This is a genomic window from Nannocystis bainbridge (genome assembly GCF_028368995.1).
Classification (GTDB): domain Bacteria; phylum Myxococcota_A; class Polyangia; order Nannocystales; family Nannocystaceae; genus Nannocystis; species Nannocystis bainbridge.
The window spans coordinates 2,392,840-2,412,882 of record NZ_JAQNDL010000003.1 but is presented as its reverse complement, the minus strand read 5'-3'; the positions used below and the strand labels follow the sequence as shown (position 1 = coordinate 2,412,882).

Annotated in this window: 17 protein-coding genes and 1 pseudogene; 11 read left to right on the top strand and 7 right to left on the bottom strand. The window is 70.8% G+C overall.

What is annotated here, in order from left to right; genetic code table 11:
* Window positions 1-205 precede the first annotated feature (205 nt).
* A complete protein-coding gene (locus tag POL25_RS34815) occupies window positions 206-1,105 on the bottom strand; it encodes an SGNH/GDSL hydrolase family protein (RefSeq protein WP_272090622.1) in 900 nt (299 codons plus the stop codon).
* A 199-nt stretch (window positions 1,106-1,304) separates the two neighbouring features.
* On the opposite strand from POL25_RS34815, the gene POL25_RS34810 reads away from it, so the two are divergent.
* The 4 genes and pseudogenes from POL25_RS34810 to rnhA all read left to right on the top strand — a co-directional run.
* A complete protein-coding gene (locus POL25_RS34810; protein WP_272090621.1) occupies window positions 1,305-1,751 on the top strand; it encodes a S41 family peptidase in 447 nt (148 codons plus the stop codon).
* Between the two features lie 254 nt (window positions 1,752-2,005).
* Window positions 2,006-2,155: a hypothetical protein gene (locus tag POL25_RS34805; protein WP_272090620.1), complete on the top strand. Its 150-nt coding sequence runs from the start codon at window positions 2,006-2,008 to the stop codon at window positions 2,153-2,155.
* A 156-nt stretch (window positions 2,156-2,311) separates the two neighbouring features.
* Complete coding sequence (locus tag POL25_RS34800) at window positions 2,312-3,151, top strand: hypothetical protein (RefSeq protein ID WP_272090619.1); 840 nt, start codon at window positions 2,312-2,314, stop codon at window positions 3,149-3,151.
* A 41-nt stretch (window positions 3,152-3,192) separates the two neighbouring features.
* A pseudogene (gene rnhA, locus POL25_RS34795) lies at window positions 3,193-3,636 on the top strand (ribonuclease HI); the annotation flags it as partial.
* Between the two features lie 333 nt (window positions 3,637-3,969).
* Here the strand turns inward: rnhA and POL25_RS34790 are convergent.
* Complete coding sequence (locus POL25_RS34790; protein WP_272090617.1) at window positions 3,970-4,692, bottom strand: helix-turn-helix domain-containing protein; 723 nt, start codon at window positions 4,690-4,692, stop codon at window positions 3,970-3,972.
* 112 nt (window positions 4,693-4,804) lie between these two features.
* On the opposite strand from POL25_RS34790, the gene POL25_RS34785 reads away from it, so the two are divergent.
* From POL25_RS34785 to POL25_RS34775, 3 genes are all read left to right on the top strand, one after another.
* Window positions 4,805-5,452 (top strand): histidine phosphatase family protein, encoded by a 648-nt coding sequence (locus POL25_RS34785; protein WP_272090616.1) that lies wholly within the window; start codon window positions 4,805-4,807, stop codon window positions 5,450-5,452.
* Window positions 5,453-5,599: 147 nt separating this feature from the next.
* Window positions 5,600-6,910: an MBL fold metallo-hydrolase gene (locus tag POL25_RS34780; protein WP_272090615.1), complete on the top strand. Its 1,311-nt coding sequence runs from the start codon at window positions 5,600-5,602 to the stop codon at window positions 6,908-6,910.
* Window positions 6,911-6,938: 28 nt separating this feature from the next.
* Complete coding sequence (locus POL25_RS34775; protein ID WP_272090614.1) at window positions 6,939-8,279, top strand: protein kinase domain-containing protein; 1,341 nt, start codon at window positions 6,939-6,941, stop codon at window positions 8,277-8,279.
* Between the two features lie 126 nt (window positions 8,280-8,405).
* Here the strand turns inward: POL25_RS34775 and POL25_RS34770 are convergent, their stop codons facing one another.
* Entirely contained in the window at window positions 8,406-9,737 is a 1,332-nt protein-coding gene (locus POL25_RS34770) for a monooxygenase (protein WP_272090613.1), read from the bottom strand.
* A 256-nt stretch (window positions 9,738-9,993) separates the two neighbouring features.
* Between POL25_RS34770 and POL25_RS34765 the strand changes: the two genes are divergently transcribed.
* From POL25_RS34765 to POL25_RS34755, 3 genes are read left to right on the top strand one after another with little or no spacing between them, the layout of a single operon-like run.
* Window positions 9,994-10,476, top strand: a complete 483-nt coding sequence (locus POL25_RS34765) for an RNA polymerase sigma factor (RefSeq protein ID WP_272091152.1) — start codon at window positions 9,994-9,996, stop codon at window positions 10,474-10,476.
* Entirely contained in the window at window positions 10,473-11,261 is a 789-nt protein-coding gene (locus POL25_RS34760; RefSeq protein WP_272090612.1) for a hypothetical protein, read from the top strand. The genes POL25_RS34765 and POL25_RS34760 overlap by 4 nt, the downstream gene beginning before the upstream one ends.
* Window positions 11,258-13,393, top strand: a complete 2,136-nt coding sequence (locus POL25_RS34755) for a caspase family protein (protein WP_272090611.1) — start codon at window positions 11,258-11,260, stop codon at window positions 13,391-13,393. Before POL25_RS34760 ends, POL25_RS34755 begins: the two co-directional genes overlap by 4 nt.
* Before the next feature lie 82 nt (window positions 13,394-13,475).
* On the opposite strand, the gene POL25_RS34750 is transcribed toward POL25_RS34755, so the two are convergent.
* Window positions 13,476-15,308: an adenylate/guanylate cyclase domain-containing protein gene (locus tag POL25_RS34750; protein ID WP_272090610.1), complete on the bottom strand. Its 1,833-nt coding sequence runs from the start codon at window positions 15,306-15,308 to the stop codon at window positions 13,476-13,478.
* A gap of 149 nt (window positions 15,309-15,457) precedes the next feature.
* A complete protein-coding gene (locus POL25_RS34745) occupies window positions 15,458-17,143 on the bottom strand; it encodes an IgGFc-binding protein (RefSeq protein ID WP_272090609.1) in 1,686 nt (561 codons plus the stop codon).
* A gap of 417 nt (window positions 17,144-17,560) precedes the next feature.
* Between POL25_RS34745 and POL25_RS34740 the strand changes: the two genes are divergently transcribed.
* Entirely contained in the window at window positions 17,561-18,694 is a 1,134-nt protein-coding gene (locus POL25_RS34740) for a VOC family protein (protein WP_272090608.1), read from the top strand.
* A 124-nt stretch (window positions 18,695-18,818) separates the two neighbouring features.
* On the opposite strand, the gene POL25_RS34735 is transcribed toward POL25_RS34740, so the two are convergent.
* Window positions 18,819-19,091 (bottom strand): hypothetical protein, encoded by a 273-nt coding sequence (locus POL25_RS34735; RefSeq protein WP_272090607.1) that lies wholly within the window; start codon window positions 19,089-19,091, stop codon window positions 18,819-18,821.
* 296 nt (window positions 19,092-19,387) lie between these two features.
* On the bottom strand, window positions 19,388-20,011 hold the full coding sequence (locus tag POL25_RS34730; RefSeq protein ID WP_272090606.1) for an RNA polymerase sigma factor: 624 nt from the start codon (window positions 20,009-20,011) through the stop codon (window positions 19,388-19,390).
* Between the last annotated feature and the right edge of the window lie 32 nt (window positions 20,012-20,043).

Here is a 20,043-nt window from a genome sequence, read left to right as displayed (position 1 = left end):
AGCAGAGGCTATCCACCGCGGGCACTCGTGCCGCGCGGGCCTCGCCGCTCACGGCGCTGGCCGCGAACCAGTTGTCTGTTGCCGCGCGATGCGGCCGGACGGCGGCGTTCGCGGGACCCTGGGGGCGAAATTACTATTGCAATCGGATTGCAGATCGTCGCCGTGCGCGGCGCGCGAGGCGCGGCGCACGGGAGATCTTCCCGCGTCACTTCTGGGGCTTTTTGGCCACAGCAGCGTCTTCGACGCCGAGCACGCGCAGGACCTCGGGATAGACCTTGTCGGCGAAGAACTCGCTGCCGGCCATCGTGAAGTGGATGCCGTCCTCTTCGCGCAGGGCCTGGGCCTTGCGCTTGCCGATCGTGGCGGTGTCGATGAGCTCGCCGGCCGAGTCGGTGATGAAGGGCGAAGTGTCGAGGTAGACCCCGGCCTCGCCGAAGTCGGCGAGCGCCTGGCTCTGCAGGTCGCGGATGGTGGTGAGCTTCTGCTCGAAGCTGGTGGTGCCGGTGCGCGGCAGACCGAGCCACAGGACCTTGCGGCCCTCGGCGGAGATCTCACCGAGGAATTCAGCGACCCGCGCCTTGTAGGCGTCGTTCCAGCCGTCCGACTTCCAGGCCACGCGCTTGCCCTTGCCGGACTTGGTGGTGAGGTCCTGGCCGTCGTTGCCGCCCATGATGACGACCACGAGGTCGGGCTTGCGCTGCTCGACCGCCTTCTTGGCCTCGGACTCCCAGTCATAGAAGTCGGGCCGAGCCAGGCCGGTCGCGCTCTTGGCCTTGCGGAAGCACTCGATGTCGGGGTGCTCGTCGAGCTTCTTCTCGAGCATCGCGCCGAAGCCGGTCGCGGCCAGGCTGTCGCCGAGCACGAGCACCTTGCGCGGGCCGCTGGGGGCCGTGGCGACCTCTTCGGGCAGCGGCTCCGGGGTCGCCGGCGCGATCGCGGGCTCCTGAGGCGCCGCCGCGGCCGCGGGAGCGGGCTCAGGGGCCGGCGGGTCGGCCGAGACGATCGCTGCGGGCGGGGGCGTCAGCGCCGGGGTGGCAGGCGTCGACTTGTCGCAGGCGAGGACCGACACCAGGGTCAGAGGGACGAACAGCCGCAGGAGGGGCATGGGGGCACGCCTATAGCCCGAACGGCGGGCGCTTGGCAAAGAAGCTGGCAGTTCGCCCGGGCGAACTCGAGCAGAAGGCCGGGAATGGCGCCGCGCAGCGGCCGGTATTTGCGCCGCTGGCAACCCCCGCGAAGCTGTGAAACACTCGACAAGCCTGAGCATCCACGACCTTGAGGCGTCAGGCACAGGAGCGATGGTCATGCAGAATTCAGAGACCGACACCAACCTGACCACTTCGATCTCCCGCTGGCGCACAGCGCGAAAGATCGTCCTCGGCTCGATCATCCTCGCCGGCTCGATGGCGACTTCGGCCGCCCTGCTGCAGCGCTACGCCGGCACCAACTGCAAGGCCCAGCGCACCGTCGCGGAACGCGGTTACACCTACTCGGGCATCGGCGCGGTGATCCAGCAGCGCGGCGAGTTCGTGGTCGTCCGTGACATCCTCCCCGGCGCCCCGGCCGACGGCGTCCTCCGCGAGGGCATGCACCTCGTGTCGGTCGACGGCATGTACCCGGTCAGCGTCGAAGACTGGGCCGCCGCCCTCCGCGGGCCGGCCGGCACCAGCGTCACGATCGAGGTCGCGACCCGCTGCAACGGTCACAAGTTCGTGACCCTCGATCGCCAGATGATCCGCGTCCAGAAGTGAGTCCAGGGCCGCACGGCCCGACTCACGGCGGCCTCTCCTGTCCGCTCCCGACGGCCCCCGGCGCCTCGCGCCGTGGGGCTGTTCGCGTTAAATCCGGGGCATCGAGGCGGCCTCACGGCCCGCCCGGGAGTTGCTCGCGCGCACGAGCCGAGACAACCGTGGTGATGAGCGCCGCCGAGGCCCGCTTCCACTTCATGGTGTCCGCGAGCGGCTCCGCGGAGAACGGTCCACGTCGACGTGGACGGTCCGTGGACATGGTCGATGGGACATTGCCGATGGGACATGTCCGCGCGGTGACGCTGAAGCTCGTGGACATGGTCGCGCCGCCGCGTGCGTTCGTTCGGTGGCGTCACGACTCTCGCCGCGCGCTCGAGCGGATCGGCGTCGAGGTCATCGATCGCTGAGGCGCTCGCGCTCGTGAAGACGCGAGCTCGCGCGAACCCTGCACCGCGAGCACGTCTTCTCGCTCGACGACGAGGCCGAAGACGCGGCGCATGGGTCTGCACCGGGCACGACATCGCGCCTGGACTTCGCAGGTCGCTCGCTGCACCCTTCGCCGCATGAGCCTTACCCTTCGCTCCGATCTTCGCACGCTCCTCATCGCCTGCACGCTGCCGCTCGCAGCCTGTCCCGGGCAGGGGAGCGAGACCGACAGCACGACCGCCACCGCGACCGAGGCGACCACCGACGCGACCGACACCGACGCGACCGCCAGCGACGCGAGCACCGGTACGCCGACTTCGACGGGCACGCCGACCGAGGGCGGCATGACGGCGACCGAGGGCACCAGCGAGACGCAGGGCGCCACGCTCGACACGATGGGCGGCGAGACGACGGTCGACCAGACGGCGACCGCGGGCGAGACCACCATGGTGCCGCCCGACACCGACACGGACACCGGCGAGCCGGTCCCGCCCGAGCTCGACGCGGCCTGCATGGCGGCCTGCGACAAGTTCTTCGAGTGCTTCCCGAACCCGCCGTTCCCCGACGTCGCCAGCTGCAAGGGCGACTGCGCCAGCTCGCTCGGCGAGGGCGAGGGCTGCCTCGACGCCACCGTCGCGTTCAACGGCTGCATCGGCACCATGACCTGCGACGAGCTGAACAAGGCTTTCGAGGACGAGGTGTTCGGCCCGTGCCAGGACGAGTTCGACGCCACGAACATGATCTGCGCCCAGGACGACTGCGTCGGCTTCGGCTCCGAGGGCGGCCCCGGCAGCTGCTCGCTCGGCCAGGAGTGCACCGGCCAGCCGACCGTCGAGTTCAGATGCGAGGGCGACACCTGCACCTGCCTCGTCGACGACATGCCCCAGGGCGAGTGCCCCGCGGTGGCCGACTTCTGCGACCTCGACGTCGAAGCCCAGGCCCAGGAGGCCGCCACCTGCTGCGGCTTCGACCTGTAGAGGTTGGCAGCGGGGCGCGGGTCGGGTAGCTTGCGTCGCAGATGCAACCGGACGACCCGCGACTCGCGTATGTCCTCTTGTATACCGACGGCGCGTGCGCCGGGAACCCCGGCCCGGGCGGCTGGGCGTACGTGCTGGAGCACCCGGCGAGCGCCAAGCAGCGCGAGGAGTCGGGCGGCGAGCCGCACACCACCAACAACCGCATGGAGTTGATGGCGGTGATCCGCGGGCTCGGGGCGCTGCGCCGGCCGATGACGGTCGACCTCTACTCCGACTCGCAATATGTTTTAAAGGGCATGTCCGAGTGGCTGCCGGGGTGGAAGCGGGCCGGCTGGCGCACCGCCGACCGCCAGCCGGTCAAGAACCAGGACCTGTGGCAGACGCTCGACGGGTTCCTGGCGACGCACACGATCCGCTTCCACTGGGTCCGCGGTCACAGCGGCCACCCGCAGAACGAGCGCTGCGATCGGCTGGCGGTGGCGGCCCGCGACGCGGCCCGCAGCGGGTATGCCCCGAAGGACAGGTTGGTCGTGGGCGACGTGCCGCGCGCGGCGGGGCCCGGCCGCGGACCCGCGAGCGCGCTCGGCGATGATCTGACCTGAGGGACAGGTCGCGCGCGGCCCGGCGCTTGGGACCGCTCGTGATGACAAGGTGTCTCGAAGGACAGGTCACCGCGAGTCTGCCCGCCCGGTCACGCGAAGCGCTAGCGATTTGTCCCGGAGGACAGGTCGTCGCGGACGCGAGTCGTCCCGAGGTCCATGACCCGAGGATCGGTCGCAGCGGCCCCGGCGAATCAACCTGTCCCGCGGGACAGATCGCTAGCGCTGGTAGACGATCACGTTGTGGACCAGCGTGTGCGTGCGGCCCGGGTTCTCGTAGCTGTGGCCGACGTCGGCGGCGAAGCTGGCGGTGTCGCCGGCGGAGAGGTCGTGGACCTCCTCGGCGACGCGCAGGCGCAGCTGGCCGACCAGGACGGTCACGCTCTCGCCGGTGCCGGGGGCGTGGGGCTCGGAGCTGTGGACGGCGCGGGGGGCCAGGCGCAGCTCGTAGACCTCGACGCCGCCGAGGGTGCCGGCGGGGGTGAGCGGGCGGCTCTCGAGCTGGCCGTCGGCCGAGCGGAGGACCCGCTGGTCGGGGCGGCGCAGCACGCTGACGCGCTCGGTCTTGTCGGCCCCGAGCAGGGCGGAGAACGGCACCTCGAGCCCGGCGGCGATCTTCCACAGGATGGCGATCGTCGGGTTGGTCTTGGCGGTCTCGACCTGCGAGAGGCTGGCCCGCGAGACACCTGACCTTCGGGCCATGTCGTCGAGCGAGTAGCCGCGGGCCTTGCGGAGGGTGCGGATGTTGTCGGCGAGGCGGCGCGTCAGCTCGGCCGCGCCGATGTCGCCCTCGCCGAGCAGCGCGATCTCCGAGGTCGCATCGGCGGCCGGGCGACCGCCCGACTCGGCCTCCGAGCGGGCACCGTCGGCACCCGCGGGGCGCGGTGCGCTCGCACCTGGAACAGCCTCCGAAGCCGGGCGCCGTGGCGTTCGTGAGGCCATTTCGCGGGTTCGTTATATGTCAGAGGCCGCCGCGTCCGCAAGCGCGGCGTGTGCACGCCGGCGGGCCGTTGACGCAGCCGCGGACGTGGCGTACCCCAGGTGCCAGAGCGCCATGTCGACAGCCCCCGCCGAGCTCGTGCTGGTCCGCCACGGCGAGACCGACGGCCAGTCGTCGATCCGCCTCCACGGGGCCACGGACGTGGCGCTGTCGTCGCTCGGGCTGCAGCAGATCGAGCGCGTGGCGGTCGCGCTGGCGGCCGAGCCCGCCTTCGCGGCGGTGCTGGCGTCGCCGCTGCAGCGCTCGCGGGCCGCGGCGTCGCTGGTCGCCGGCGGTCAGCGGCCGCCCCCGCCGGTGACGGTGGTGCCCGAGTTCGCCGAGGTCGATTTCGGCGCGTGGGAGGGCCTCACCTTCGCCGAGGTCGCCGAGCGCGACCCCACCGGCCACGGCCGCTACCTCGCCGAGGGGCTCGGCTTCACCTACCCCGGCGGCGAGTCGCGGCAGGCGTTCTGGGACCGCGTGCAGGCCGGCGCGCGCCGGACCCTGGCCATGCCCGCGAGCCCGCGCGTGGTCGCGGTGCTGCACAAGGGCGTGATCAAGGCCGTGATCGCGGCGCTCACCGGCATGCCGCAGGCCGAGGCGATCGCGCTGCCGGTGTCGCTGGCCGGGCTCTATCGCCTGCGCCACCGCGCGGATGGCCGATGGGACATCCAGGTCCAGAACGCCACGCAGCACCTCGGCGAGCTCGATCTGGGCGGGTGAGGCCCGCGGACCTCATGCCTGCGCGCGGCGCGGTTGGCAGGACCGGGGCCGCTTGCTACCGTGGACCGTGGACGGCATGCAGCGGCCTGAGATCGTGATCGCGTCCCGGGTCGCCGTGCGACCGGTCGATCGCGGGAGGGGCCGGCGATGAAGCTGCGCCTGGTGGCCCACGCGTCGCTGCTGATCGAGGCCGGGGGGGCGACGATCTGGACCGACCCATGGCTCGGCGGCAAGGTTTTTAATAACTCGTGGTCGCTGGTGACGCCTCCGGTGTGGGACGCGGCGTGGCTCGAGCAGGTCGATTATCTGTGGGTCTCGCACGAGCACCCCGACCACTTCCACCTGCCGACGCTGCGCGACCTGCCGCCGGCGTTCAAGCGCCGCGTCACGGTGCTGTTCCAGCAGATGCCGACGGACAAGATGCCGCAGGCGTTCGCCCGCCTCGGCTTCGCCGACGTCCGCCTGTTGCCGCACCGGGCCCTGGTCGACCTGCGCCCGGGGCTGCAGGTGTACTGCTATCAGGTCGGGCAGATGGACTCTGTCCTCGCGGTCATGGCCGATGGGACATGTCTCGTGAACGTCAACGACGCCGAGGCCGCCGCCGGTGACTGCCGCATCATCCGCGGCGACCTCGGGCCGGCGCAGGTGGTGCTGAACCAGTTCTCGCTGGCCGGCTACGGCGGCGAGGCCGACCGTGACGAGCGGCTGCCGCGAAAGGCGCGGGCGATCGTCGACAGCATGATCGCCAACCATCGCGACCTCGGCGCCGAGACGACGATCCCGATCGCCAGCTTCGTCCGCTTCTCGTGCGAGGACAACGCGTACATGAACGCGTACGCCAACACGCCAGGGCGCGTGGCGGCGGCGTTCGAGCACCTCGGGCTGCGCCTCGACGTGATCGCGCCGGGTGATGACTACGAGGTCGGCGCGGCGTGGGACTCGCGGCCGGCGCTGAAGCTGTGGGACGAGGCGTTCGCGCGCGCGAGCGCGGCCCCGCTCGACCCGCCGACGCCGGTCGAGCTGCCGGCGCTGATCGCCGCGGCCCAGACGCTGGCGACCCGCCTGGCCGAGCACTACCCGAGGTGGCTGCTGCGCGCGTGGCTGGCTCCGGTGACGATCGACGTGCGCGACCTCGAGGTCACGCTGCGCCTCGACCTGGCGCGCGGGCGCTGCGAGGTGGTGCGCGGGGCGGCGGCCGACGTCGAGGTGTGCGGGCAGCCGCTGCTGTTCGCGCTGACGCAGCCGTTCGGGCTGCAGACGCTGGGGGTGTCGGCGCGGCTCCGGGTGGTGCGCGGGGCGAAGAACTGGCGCCGTCACCGGATCTTGCTGTCGATGTTCAACGCCGAGGTGTACCTGCGGCCGCGCGAGCTGCTGACGCGGCGCAACCTCGGGCACCTGCGGGCCCGCATGCGCGGCGGTCTGCGGCAGCTGCGGTACCAGCTGCAGCGGATGCGATGAGCGCAGCCGCGTGATAGGGTGGCGCGCGATGGACGAGGAGACCGTGGACATCCCGATCACCGTCGTCGGGCTCGACGGCGAGGTGATCGCGCTCGACGACCGCACGCGCGCGCTGGTCCAGTCGGTGCTGCCGGCGGCGATGAACCACCTGCGCATCGGTGAGGTGATCGCTACCGGCGGGGTCGGCTCGGTGCGGGTCGCGTTCGACAAGTCGCTGCAGCGGCGGATGGCGCTCAAGACCCTGCAGCCCGGCTCGTACGAGTACTACCTGCTGGTGCACGCGTTCATCCGCGAGGCCCAGGTGTCCGGCCAGCTCGACCACCCCAACATCGCCCCGATCTACGAGCTCGGGCGCGACCCGGACGGCGGCATCTTCTTCACGATGAAGCTGATCGAGGGCCGCTCGCTGTACTCGCTGATCGCCGGCCGACCGCCGCGCACGCCCGACCAGCTGCAGCGCCGCCTCGACGCGTTCGTCAAGGTGTGCGACGGCGTCGCGTTCGCCCACAGCCGCGGGGTGCTGCACTGCGACATCAAGACAGCGAACGTCATGGTCGGCGCCTACGGCCAGGTGTTCGTGATGGACTGGGGTAACGCGCTGCTGCTGCCGCCGCGCGCCGGGGCCGAGGACGTGTGGACGCACGAGAACCTGCCGCCGCTGCGCCCGGAGGAGGCCGACAACATCGTCTGGGGCACGCCGGAGTACATGTCGCCCGAGCAGGCGCAGGGCCGCCGCAAGTCGCTCGACGAGCGCTCCGACGTGTTCCTGCTCGGCGGCCTGCTGTTCGAGCTGCTGACCGGCCGCCCGCTCTATCAGGACCCCGACCCCAAGCGCGTGCTGAAGATGGCGCAGCGCGGCGAGGTCACGCCGCCGGACGTCGTCGTCGGCGCCGCGATCACTTTCCCGCCGGAGCTGGTGCGGATCTGCATGAAGGCGCTGGCGCTCAAGCCGGCCGACCGCTACCCCCGCGTCGACGACCTGATCGAGGACATCAAGGCGCTGCTGCGCGGCGGCGGCAGCTTCGCGGTGACGAGCGTCGCCGCGGGCGAGCTCGTGATCCGCGAGGGCGAGGTCGGCGAGGCGGCCTACATCGTCCGCGCCGGCACGCTGCAGGTGTTTAAAAAAGGGGGCCAGGGCAAGGTGGTGCTGCGCGAGCTCGGCCCCGGCGACGTGTTCGGCGAGACCGCGATCTTCGCCGCGTCGCCGCGCACCGCCAGCGTGGTGGCGCTGACCGACAGCGAGCTGGTGGTGGTGACCTCCAAGACGATCGAGCGCGAGCTCGACGCGATGCAGCCGTGGCTGGCCGCGTTCGTGCGCACCCTGGCGACCCGCTTCGGCGGCGTCGGTTCGCCCGAGAACCTGGCCTGAGGGACATGAGCGTGTCGCGAGCCGGTGCGTTCGCGCTCGGCCCGCGCGTCGTCGATTCTGTCATCGCTGGATGCCCCAAGGAGCATGTCGCTGAGGACATGCTCTTGGGGACATTTTAGAAAGGAGTCACTTCGGCGGGACGACGAACAGGCCGGCCAGGCACATCTCGTTCTGCGTGCCCCAGCCGGGGGTGATCGGCTCCTTGTCGGCGCTGGTGTCGAATTCGCAGCTGATCTTGAGGTGCGATTTGCTGGTGATCCGCGGCGGGTCGGTGAAGAAGTAGTACATCTGCCAGGCGAAGTCCCAGCGCTGGACGTCGCCCAGGCACTGCTCGCCGGCGTCGTCGGACATGGTGACGCGCCACTTGCGGCCGCGCTCGTGCATGTGCGGGAAGATGCCGTGCAGCTCGAGCGACTCGGCGCCGACCTCGGCGAGCAGCCAGTCGCCGATGTGCGTCTCGGACTCGTACTTCGCCGCGGCCTGGCCGGGCGGGAGCTCGGCGGGCTCGCCGTAGAAAAGCGTGTCGAGGAAGTGGTCGACCATGAGGAACACGCCCTCGCGCTCGACCTCGTCCGCGAGGCGCAGGCGCACCTGGGTGCTGTCGGAGGCGGTGCTGCCGGGGCCGTCGTGGAGGTTGTAGTGGAGCTGCACGACCACCACGTCGGTGTCCCGCAGGCGCACGCCGGTGCCCGCGGGGTAGTCGACGAAGCCCATGCCCGGGGCCCAGGTCACCGGCTGCTGGGTCACCGAGACGCCCTCGCCGGCGGCGCTGAAGCACGGCCAGCCGTCGCGGTCGGGGCTGTCGCCGTCGAGCGCCTCGATGACCTCGCGGTTGGTGCTGCCGTCGCCGCGCCACGACTCGGCGTCGAGGTCGACCGGCATGGCCAGCGCGTGGTGTACCAGCTGCGGGTTGCCCGGCGTGACCTCGTAGCCGGTGATGAAGCGGTCGCGGTCGAGGCCGGGCTCGAGCAAGAAGCAGCGGTACTCGTCGAAGGCCGCCAGCGGGCCGCCTTCGGCCTGCGGCACGAATTCGGGGGTGACGAGGTCGAGGCCCGACTCGAGCCGCGGCGGCTCGGCCGGCTTGAGGTCGGTGCGCGGCTCGCCCTCGGGCGCGTCGGCGTCGGCCCACGCGGCGATGGTGTCGATCTGCTCCTGCGACAGCGCCATCGAGCCGCGGAACTCGCCGCAGCTGCCGTCCGAGGTCAGCAGCCACGGCGGCATGGTCCGCGCGGCCACGGCGGCGGCGCTCGAGCTGGCCCAGGTGCTCGCATCCTCATAGTTGTCGAGGCGGAACGGCGCGATGCCTCCTTCAGTGTGGCAACCGACGCAGCGGTCGAAGAAGATCGGCGCGACGTGCTGCCAATAAGTCGTCTCGTCGGCTGGCGCGGGGTCCTCGTCCTTGCACGCGCTCGCGAGCAGGAGGAGCGCCGGGGTGAGATAGCGGAGGTCACGGGGCATGCGACCTCGAACACCGCGGGGCCGCGGAAGTGTCACCGTCCGCGGCGCCCTTGCGAGGCGGTGTGCGCCTGGACAATCATCCCGCCATGCCGCGCGGCGCGACCGGGAGGGCTGGGTGGTCCCTCACAGGGGCTCGCCTGAGCGACCGTGCAGGCGCGGGCGGCGGTCGTGCGGGTTCGCGCGCAAAAAAAGTTCGGCGATGCAGTGACAGGCAAAGCTGCGGGCGGTGTTTGAGGGTCGAGGCGAGCGGGGGCTGATGGCCATCGACGTCCAGGACACCTACAAGCGCCACGGACCGATGGTCCTGCGCCGTTGCCGGAGCTTGCTGCGCGACGAGCAGCAGGCGGTGGATGCCATGCACGATGTCTTCGTACAACTTCTGGTGCACCGCGAGCGCCTGGTCGACAAGGGCGCGTGCAGCCTGTTGTGGCGGATCGCCACCAACGTGTGCCTCAACAAGCTGCGCTCGATCAAGCGGCGGCCCGAGGACCCGCAGTCGGAGCTGCTGATGGAGATCGCCGCGCTCGACGACACCGAGGCCCGCGGGGTCGCGCGGGTCGTGCTCGACAAGTTGTTCGCGCGCGAGCCGGTGTCGACGGGCACGATGGCGGTGATGCACCTCGTCGACGGCATGACGCTCGAGGAGGTCGCCGAGAGCGTCGGGCTCTCGGTCTCGGGGGTCCGCAAGCGGCTGCGGACGCTGCGCGCCGGCGTGATGGCGCGAGAGGGGGCCGCATGAGCGACAAGGGCACCAGGCAGCGGCCGGCGCTGCATCTCGAGCAGATCGCGGCGGGCGAGCGCGCGGGGGTGGTCGACGAGGCCGAGCTGGCGGCGCTGCGGGCCTCCGACGCGGCGATCCTGGCCGCACACCCGGCCGCGGCGGTGGCCGCCGAGGTCGAGCGGCGAGCCGGGCGGCGCATCGCCGAGGCCCGCGCCAACCGCCAGCGCATGGTGTGGTTCGGCCTGCCGACGGCGGTCGCCGCCGCGGCGGTGGCGATCGTGATGCTGCGCCCGGGCGATCCCGCAGCGCCGAGCGGCGAACCATCTGTCCTCGGGGACATGTCCCAGGGGGAGGCCGGCGACGGCGTGCGGATCAAGGGCCTGGCCTCGCACCTGGTGATCCACCGTCAGGTCGGCGAGGTCGCCGAGCCGCTGCGGGCGCCGGCGCGGGCCGGCGCCGGGGATGTGCTTCAGGTCAGCTACGTCGCCGCCGGGGCGACCCACGGCGTGGTCGCCTCGCTCGACGGCGCCGGCGTGGTCACGCTGCATTTCCCGGGCGAGCCCGGCGGTTCGACGGCGCTGCGCCAGGGCGGCGCGGTCCGGCTGGCCCAGGCTTACGAGCTCGACGCCGCCCCGAATTTCGAGCGGTTCGTGTTCGTGACCGCCAACGGGCCGCTCGACGCCTCGCGGGTGGTCGCCGAGCTCAAGACGATCGCGGCGTTCACCGACGCCACCACGCGCCCGCTGCAGTTGCCCGCGGGCTGGGCTCAGTCCTCGTTTTTGGTCGAGAAGGTGTCGCCATGATCGCCCTGATTAGCCTGGCCGCGCTCGCGCTCGGCAGCGCGCTGGAAGTCGCGCCGCGCGAGCCCGTGTACGACGACGCGGCCGCCGTGCCGGTGCCGCAGCCGCAAACGCGGCGGGTCGCCCTGATCGTCGGCGCCAACGACGGCGGGCCCGGGCGGGTCAAGCTGCGCTACGCCGGCAGCGACGCCAAGGCCCTCTCGCGCGTGCTCGCCGACGTCGGCGGCATCGATCGGCGGGACGCCTTTGTGTTGATCGATCCGTCCCCCACGCAGTTCCTCGACGGCTTTCGCTGGGCCCAGGATCGCGTCGCCAGGGCCCGGGCTGCCGGCGAGCGCGTGCAGTTCCTCTTTTATTACTCCGGCCACGCCGACGATCGCGGCGTGCACCTCGGGACCTCGCAGGTCGACTATCCCAGGTTGCGCGGCCTCATCCACGCCGTCGACGCCCAGGTCCGCCTCGGCTTGCTCGACTCGTGCTCCTCGGGCGCGTTCGTGCGGCTCAAGGGCGGCAAGATGCGGCCGCCGCTGTCGACCGGCGACGCCAACATCCAGGGTCACGCCTTCCTCACCTCGAGCTCCGCCGAGGAGGCCGCGCAGGAGTCGGACCGGATCGGCGGCTCCTACTTCACGCATTATCTAGTGTCGGGCCTGCGCGGCGCGGCCGACGTCAATCGCGATCGCCGGGTCACCTTGCACGAGGCGTATCGGTTCGCCTTCGACGAGACGCTGGCGGGCACCGAGACCACGCTGGGGCGCGCGCAGCACCCCGTCTACGACATCCAGCTGGTCGGGACCGGCGACCTCGTGATGACCGACCTGCGTGAGACCACCGCGACGCTCGACATTCACTCGAGCATCGGCGGGCGGGTCTACGTGCGCGACAGCGACGGTCGGCTCGCGGCCGAGCTCTACAAGGGCGTCGGCGCCGGCGCGGTGTCGCTGGCGCTCGAGCCCGGGCGTTACTCGGTCGTCATCGACGACGGCGCGAACAAGTGGCGCGGGACCGTCGACGTGCGGCCGGGGGTGCAGAACGAGCTGACGCGCGCGGCGCTGACCTCGGTCGGCGCCGAGATGACCACCATGCGCGGCGACGAGGTCCCGATCGATCCGTCGCAGTACCGCGTCATTCCGGTCCAGTTCGGCTTCGTCTATCCGCTGACCACCAACAAGCTCGAGAAGACGCGCAAGGTCATCAACCACTTCTCGCTCAACCTCATCGTCGGTCGCGCCGCGGTGATCGACGGCGTCGAGATCGCCAGCGGCGCCAACTGGGTCGACGAGCGGGTGCGCGGGGTCCAGCTGGCGGCCGGCTTCAACTACGTCGGCGGCGGCGTGCACGGCTTCCAGTCGACCGCCGGCTTCAACCTCGTGCGCGGCGACATGCGCGGGGTCCAGGGCGCGGCCGGCTTCAACAGCGTCGGCGGCGACGGCCGCGGCGTCCAGGCGGCCGCCGGCGTCAACGTCCTGCGCGGGCACATGCGCGGGGTCCAGGCCGCGGGCGGCGTCAATTGGGCCCGCTCGGTCGGCGGCGCCCAGATAGCCCCCGTCAACGTCAGTAAGGAGGTCGGCGGCGCGCAGGTCGGCGTCATCGGCGTGACCACCGGCAAGGTCCGCGGCGCGCAGGTCGGCGTGTTCAACTACGCCGACGAGGCTGACGCGCAGATCGGCGTCCTCAACATCACCCGCAAGGGCGGCATCTATGCCGACATCTGGACCTCGGACATCGCGGCCTTCAACCTCGCGGTCAAGTTCCGCGCCAAGTACACCTATTCGTTCCTGGCGATCGGCCTGCACCCGGGCGGCGAGGGCCGCGGCTTCATGTCGGGCCTCGGCTTCGGCGGCCACATCCCGATCAAGCAGCGGTTTTATCTCGACATCGACCTCGGCAGTTACTGGCAGCAGCCGAAGTTCAAGTTCCGCGACAACCCCTCGGTGCTTGGCAGCCTGCGCGTGATGTTCGGCTGGCAGGACAACCGTCGCCTCGCGGTGTGGGGCGGCCCGACCCTCAACCTCGACGTCGACCTCCAGGGCGGGCGTCAGCGCATGGGCTACGGGTGGACCCTGCAGCGGGTCCCGATCGATCCTTACGAGATGCGCGTGTGGCCCGGCTTCGTGCTCGGCGTCTCGCTGTGACGCGGTCTCGGAGCATGTCCGAAGGGGCATGCACTTTGGTGCATGTCTCGAAGAACATGCCCTAGAGGACATTCCCGAACGGTCACTCGCCCTGCGGCACCTCGACGATCGAGATCGCGTGGCGGCCGGACAGGCCCTTGAGCTTCAGCTCCTCGGTGCGGGCGGGCAGCCTGGTCGCGGCGAGGGCGGCGCGGACCTCGGGCAGCTCGAGCATGGCCGGGCTGAGCGCGACCTCGTGGCCGCCGGCGATGCCCTGCACGCGGGCGGCGGTGTTGACCGTGGTGCCGAAGTAGTCGATGCGCTCGTTGGCGGTCATGGCGATGCAGGGCCCGCGGTGGAGGCCGATGCGCAGGGCCAGGCCGGCGCCGCCCTCGGCCTCGCGCAGCGCAGGGACCTTGGCGTGCATCGCCAGCGCCGCGCGGAGGGCGTCGTCGCCGCGGCGGAACACCGCCATGATCGCGTCACCGATCGTCTTGACCAGCGCGCCGCCGTGCTGCGAATAGATGTCGGACAGCAGGTCGAAGTGGCGGCGCACCAGGTCGAACGCCGCCGCGTCGCCGAGCCGCTCGTACATCGCGGTCGAGCCGACCAGGTCGGTGAACAGGAACACCATGTTCTGGATCGAGAACTCGGCGCCGGGGGCCAGGAGCTCGCTGCCGAACAGCTCGCGGAACTCCTGCATGGCCGTCAGCTCGGCCACGGTGACCGCGTCGTCGGCCCACTTGGCGCGCGCGATCATCAGCTCGGCGAGCGCGGCGAACCGGCTTTCGACGGCGAAGCGGACCGTGCCCGCGCGCACCCGCTCGGGCGCGCCCGACAGCCCGTCGGCGGCGAGGGTCAGCGCTGCCTCGCGCGGCGCGTCGGCGTCGTCGACGACCTCGAAGTAGACCGAGCCGGCCTGCGGCGACAGCAATTGGTGGCGGCCGGGCTCGAGCGTGGTCTCGACCTGTCTCGAAGTACCTGGCTCGAAGTTCCAACCGGCGACGCGGTGCGGCGTGTTGCGCGGACCGGCGTGGCAGTATTCCGCGGCGTCCTCGCCGACCCCGAGCGGGCGCGGCGAGAAGCGGACCTCGACCGCGCGGTCGAAATCGACGCCGAAGCGGATGTTGCAGCTCGGGCAGTGGCCCTCCTCGCGCAGGTCGGCCAGGCTGGTGACGTTGGCCTTGCTGCGCCGGCACGACGGGCAGATCAGGTGGTACTGCAGGTCGAACAGGCCGGCCTTGGTGGCGTGGAGGAACAGCCGCAGCAGCGGCCCGCGCTCGACCTGCCACGCGCGCGCCAGCGTGTACGGCGACAGGCTGTCGAGCTCGCTGTCGGGCTTGCTCAGCAGGTGATGCGTCAGCAGCTCGGCCAATTGCGGCTCACCGAGGCGATGGGCCAGCGGCACCAGCACGCGCCGCAGCTCGCGGGCCGCGAACCCGCGCGGCGGCAGGCGCTCGCTGCCGATCGCCGGCAGCTCTTGCCCGGCCGCCCACTGCGGCGCGAGGGCGTAGGCGCGGGCGAAGCCGGCCTTCGTCTGCACGCCGATGGCCACCCGCGCGAGCATGCGACCGACGAAGTGGCGCGGGGTCACGGTGATCGTGTGCGTCAACCGGGTGGTGCCGGGCCGGTCGCCGTCGCGCAGGCGGACCTCGGACACCAGGCGCACGAACGGGCCCTTGCTGTAATCGCGGGTGAAGCGGAAGTACTCCGGCTCGACCCATTCGCACGGGCGCTCGACCCACCGCAGCAGCATGCCCGCCGTGCGCGCCTCGGCGACGACCTCGCTGCCGCCGCTGTCGAGCGGCTTGTATTGATAGTGGACCGGGAACACCCCGGCCAGCCGGTTGAGCCGCTCGGTGTCGGACACGAAGGCCCACAGCGAGGGTCGGGCGACGGGGATGTCGAACTCCCAGGCGTAGACTTCCGGCTGCATCGGGGCAGAGAGTAGCAGAGCGGCGCCGCGCTTGCGAAATTTGCGCGGCGTGATCTGGCGCGGGGCCGGCGAGGACGGCATGTCCGAAAGGACATGTCCCCACAATGCACGGGTGACATGTCCCTCAGGACAGATCGAGGACGCGGCGATCAGCCCGGCGGCTCGGTCGGCGGGACCCACAGCGACTTGAAGTTGAGGCCCCCGGGGTAGCCGTAGGAGGTGGCCCAGTCGAGGCCGGCCACCATCACCCCGATCGGGGCGTCGGCGCTGATGAAGTGGGCCCCGTCGCCGCAGTCGCCCTCGCCGCTGTTGTCGTCGAGCTCGACGTAGCCGACCTCGTAGTTGGTGCCGGGGATCGCGGTGAAGTGGTCGTCGGAGACCACGCCGAGGCAGGCCAGCTCGATCGTCGTCCCGGCCTCGCGCATCAGGATGGCGAAATCGCGGGGGTACGAGGTATCGGTGAGGAACGGCAGCGCCGTCATCCATTGCTCGATCGGCGGCACCTGGATCATGTACGGGTCGCCGGTCGGGCCCTGGCTGCAATTGTTCGGATCGCCGGTCTGCTTGATCACGTTGTAGCAGCCGGTCATGAATTGCAGCAGCTGGAACGGCTGGTCGCCGGTGGCGACGAAGCTCTCGGTGCTGGCGAACTCGACGATCTGGCCGGCCTTGGCGATGTTGAGCGTGCCGCCGACGCCGGGCTGCGGCGGCTGCAGGTTGACGGAGGTGCCGTCGACGGCGCCGACGATCCGCCAGCGGACCTCCTCGGGCGCGGGGTTGATGCCGGGCACGCGCTGCGGGTGGCGGGCGCCGACGTAGCTGGTGCCCCACGAGGCCAGCGGCACCATCTGCTCCTCGAGGTGGTCGCAAGCGTACCACGGGTCGCCGGGGATCAGCACGCAGTCGGTGCCCGAGAACACGGCCACCGGCTTGTCGGAGCCGACGAAGAACGCGGTGGTGTCGCTGCCGGGCGTGAAGGTCCAGGCGCCGAAGGCGTCGAGCGCGGCGTCGCCGTTCGAGGTGGTGATCGTCGTATCGTCCTCGACCGCGACCACCACCGTCCAGGTGCCGAACATCCACGCGTACGAGGTCGCGAAGTGGGAAGTCGCCAGCGCCTGGCGCGGCAGCAGCAGGCTGGCCTCGGCGACGTGCGAGGGGCCGCCGCCGACCGGGTTGATCTGCATCGCCGTGACCGGCACCGTCGAGGTCACGCGGAACGCCGCCGCCGGGGTGATGCCTTGCTTGGCGACCTGGTTGTCGCCGGGGGCCACGCCGTCGAGGCCGTTGATCTTGACGAGCTGGCTCTGCTTGGGCGCGACCTCCAATTGCGTGATCACCCGCAAGGTCCCGCCCGGACCGCGCAGGTCCTCGATCGTGATCATGGCTGGCTCTTCGGACATGTTGCCGACGCTGATGCCGTAGGCCAGCTCGTTGTACTGCAGCATCGGCAGGTCGACGCCCCAGAACTCGCAGCCGACGCTGGTCGCGGGCTGCATGGCGATGTTCTCGCAGGTCAGCGGCAGCGGCGGGCCCTCGGTGTCGTCGCCGGCGAAGTCGGGCACGCCGCCGATGTCGAGCTTGGGGAGGTTGCCGGTGGTGTCGACCCCGTCGGTGGTCGGGGTGATGTCGCCGGTGCTGCTGGTGCCGGCGCCGGTCTCGCCGGTGGTGGCGGGCGGCGTGACGGTGGTGGCGGCGGTGGGGCTGCTGTTGCTGGCGACCGAGGTGATGCCCGCCGAATCGCTGCTCGAGTCGCGGCCACCAGGTTCGCCGCAGCCGGCGAGGACGAGCGCCAGGGCGCCAGGAGAGAGGAGCGGACGCGACGTGCTGCGCAGCAAGAGAGACCTCCACGGTCACGCTACGTCGCCGCGCGCGCGCGCGTCAAGCCGCGCCGCGGGGGCGCGCAGGGCCCGGCGGCGCGCGATCGGGAGCTCGCGCGTTCGCGCCTCTGCATCCGCGCGACCCGAGGTCGCGACCGCCGCGATTGATGGCAGTCGGGGATGCCCCGTGAGATGTCCCGAGGGACAGATGATTTTCAACATGTCTCGTGGGACATGTTCTCGGTGCCATATCGTTTGTCCCCGGGGCTGGGCCCGGCGTGAGAGTTAAATCCGAATGCTCGGGCCAGCGGCGATTCGCCGTGGGCAACGAGGCCCCCAGCGACTGGGGTTTCGCTCGAATTATGCGGGTTTGCGTAAAGAACACGGATCAGGTCGCTGGACATTTGCGCGCCGCTTTGCAAGGTTCCCCACCCCATGACCAAGACCCACCCCTCAGTCCTGTTCATCGCGTTGACGCTGCTCCCCCTGGGTTGCAGCAATTCGCCGAAGACCGACACCGCCATCCCTGATTCGACGGCCTCCGCTCCGCCGGCGCCGGCACCCGAGCCGCCCAAGGCCGAGGTCAAGCCGATCCCCGAGGGTTTCCACGCGATCACCCCGCAGATCATCGTCAAGGGCGTCGACGACGCGGTCGAGTTCTACACCAAGAACCTCGGCGCCACGAAGGTGCTGACGATCCCCGGCGAGGGCGGCAAGGCGATCCACGCCGAGGTCAAGATCGGCGACTCGATCCTCATGATCGACGAGGAGTCGGGCGACATGAAGGGCCCGCAGTCGCTCGGCGGCTCGCCGGCGCTGCTGCTGATGTACTCGCCCGACGTCGACGCCACCATCGCCGCCCTGACCGCCGCCGGCGCCAAGGTCGGGATGCCCGCCGAGGACCAGTTCTGGGGCGACCGCTGGGGCGAGGTCACCGACCCGTTCGGCCATCGCTGGGCGATCGCCAGCCACGTCGAGGACCTGACGCCCGAGCAGATCGCCGAGCGCGCCAAGATCGCCCTCGCGCCGACCAAGAAGAAGCCGAAGAAGGGCGCGGCCCCGGCGTGGAAGAAGATCGCCGGCACCCCGGCGACCGAGAAGATGCCGAAGGAGTACCACGCGATCACCCCGAGCTTCGTGGTGGCCGACGCCAACGCGGCGATCGAGTTCTACAAGGCCGCGTTCGGCGCGACCGAGAAGTCGCCGCGCATGCTTTCGAACGACGGCAAGAAGGTGATGCACGCGGAGCTGGCGATCGGCGACAGCGTCGTCATGCTGTCCGACGCCTTCCCCGAGATGGGCAGCAAGTCGATCGCCGACTTCAAGGGCACGCCGCTGACCTTCCACCACTACGTGACCGACGCCGACGCGGTGTTCGCCAGGGCCCAGTCGGCCGGCGCCAAGCCGCTCATGCCGCTGGGCGACCAGTTCTGGGGCGACCGCTACGGCATGATCCTCGACCCCGCGGGCATGGCTTGGGGCATCGCCACCCACAAGGAAGATGTCACCCCCGAGCAGATGGCCGAGCGCATGAAGGCCGAGATGGCCAAGCAGAAGCCGCAGTCCTGATCGGGCTCCACGCCTGAACCGCGCCGGCGCGCCTGCCTCGAGCTCGAGGCGGCGCGCCGGCGGCTTTTTTCATGCTCATGAAGAATGAGCATTCATGCTCGGTCGAGCACGCCCATCGAGCGCATCAGCCGGGTACGTTGTCGTACACCCATTTGTTGAGGTCGTCCGGGCCGAAGCCGAACCAGCTCCCGCTCTGGGTGAAGATGTAGAGCTTGTGGTGACCGTCGAGGGCGGCCTTGAGGTGGTCGTAGATGTCGCCGGGCGATTGATCCGTGATGAGGATGAAGGTCTGCTCGGTGACCTGCTGCCAGGAGCCGTATTGATGGATCTCGTCGGGGATGGACGGCCGGCCCTGGACCTGGTCGTTGGCCTCGAAGATGATGATGTAGACAGCCATGGCAATCTCTCTATCACAGGCTTCGAGACGGCGGATACTGCCGAGATCGCGCTGGCGAATGCGATGAATGCGATGGGCGCCCAATGGGCGCCCAATGGGCGCCCTGTGCATTGCTGCGCCAGCGATCATGTCGAGACTCGTGCCATTCGTGCGAACGGTATGGAATGAGACGGATCGTCGGTTTCGCGGTCCCAGCGCCGCGCTGGCGCGATGCACGGGCCTCAGCGCCGAGCCGATGCTGGCCTCGGGCGCCGCCTTCACGGTGACCTCGGGGTGTGGCGCGTGAGCGCCTCGGCTCAGCGCCCGGCGTCCCAGTAATTGCGAAGGCCGTCAGCCCAACGGTCGAGGCCGTCGATCGTCGACGAGACCTCGTCGGGGGTGCGCGCGAGGGCCTCGATCGCGCCGCGCAGCTCGAGCTTGGCCTTGCGCAGGCGGCCGCGGATCGCGGCCTCGGTCTCGCCGAGGATCGCGGCGATCTCCCTGGCCGGCATCTGCTCCCAGTAGGTCATCTCGAACACGACCTGCGAGTCGATGGCGATCCGCCGCAGGGCGGTGAGCAGGAGCTGCTGCTCGCGCCGCATGCCGACGACGGTGCTGGCCCCGAGGCCGCAGTCGGCCAGCGAGACCGCGTCGGCGTCGATGTCCGGGTCTTTGCGGCGGTCGCGGAGGTGCTTGAGCAGGAGGTTGCGGGCGATCGCCAGCACGAAGGTGCGGAAGCTGGCGTCGCCGCGGAAGCGCGCGCGAGCCTCGACGCAGGCGGTGAAGGTCTGCTGGACCAGGTCCTCGACCGCGGCCAGGCTGGCCAGCTTGTTGCTGAAGAAGCGGTACACCGAGCGGTAGTGGCGGGTGAACAGGCGGCTGCCAGCCTCGCCGTCGCCGGCCCCCCAGGCGCTCAGGAGCACCGCGTCGTCCTCGTGCATGGCCGCAGCGTAGCCCGGTCGACAGGCGGCAG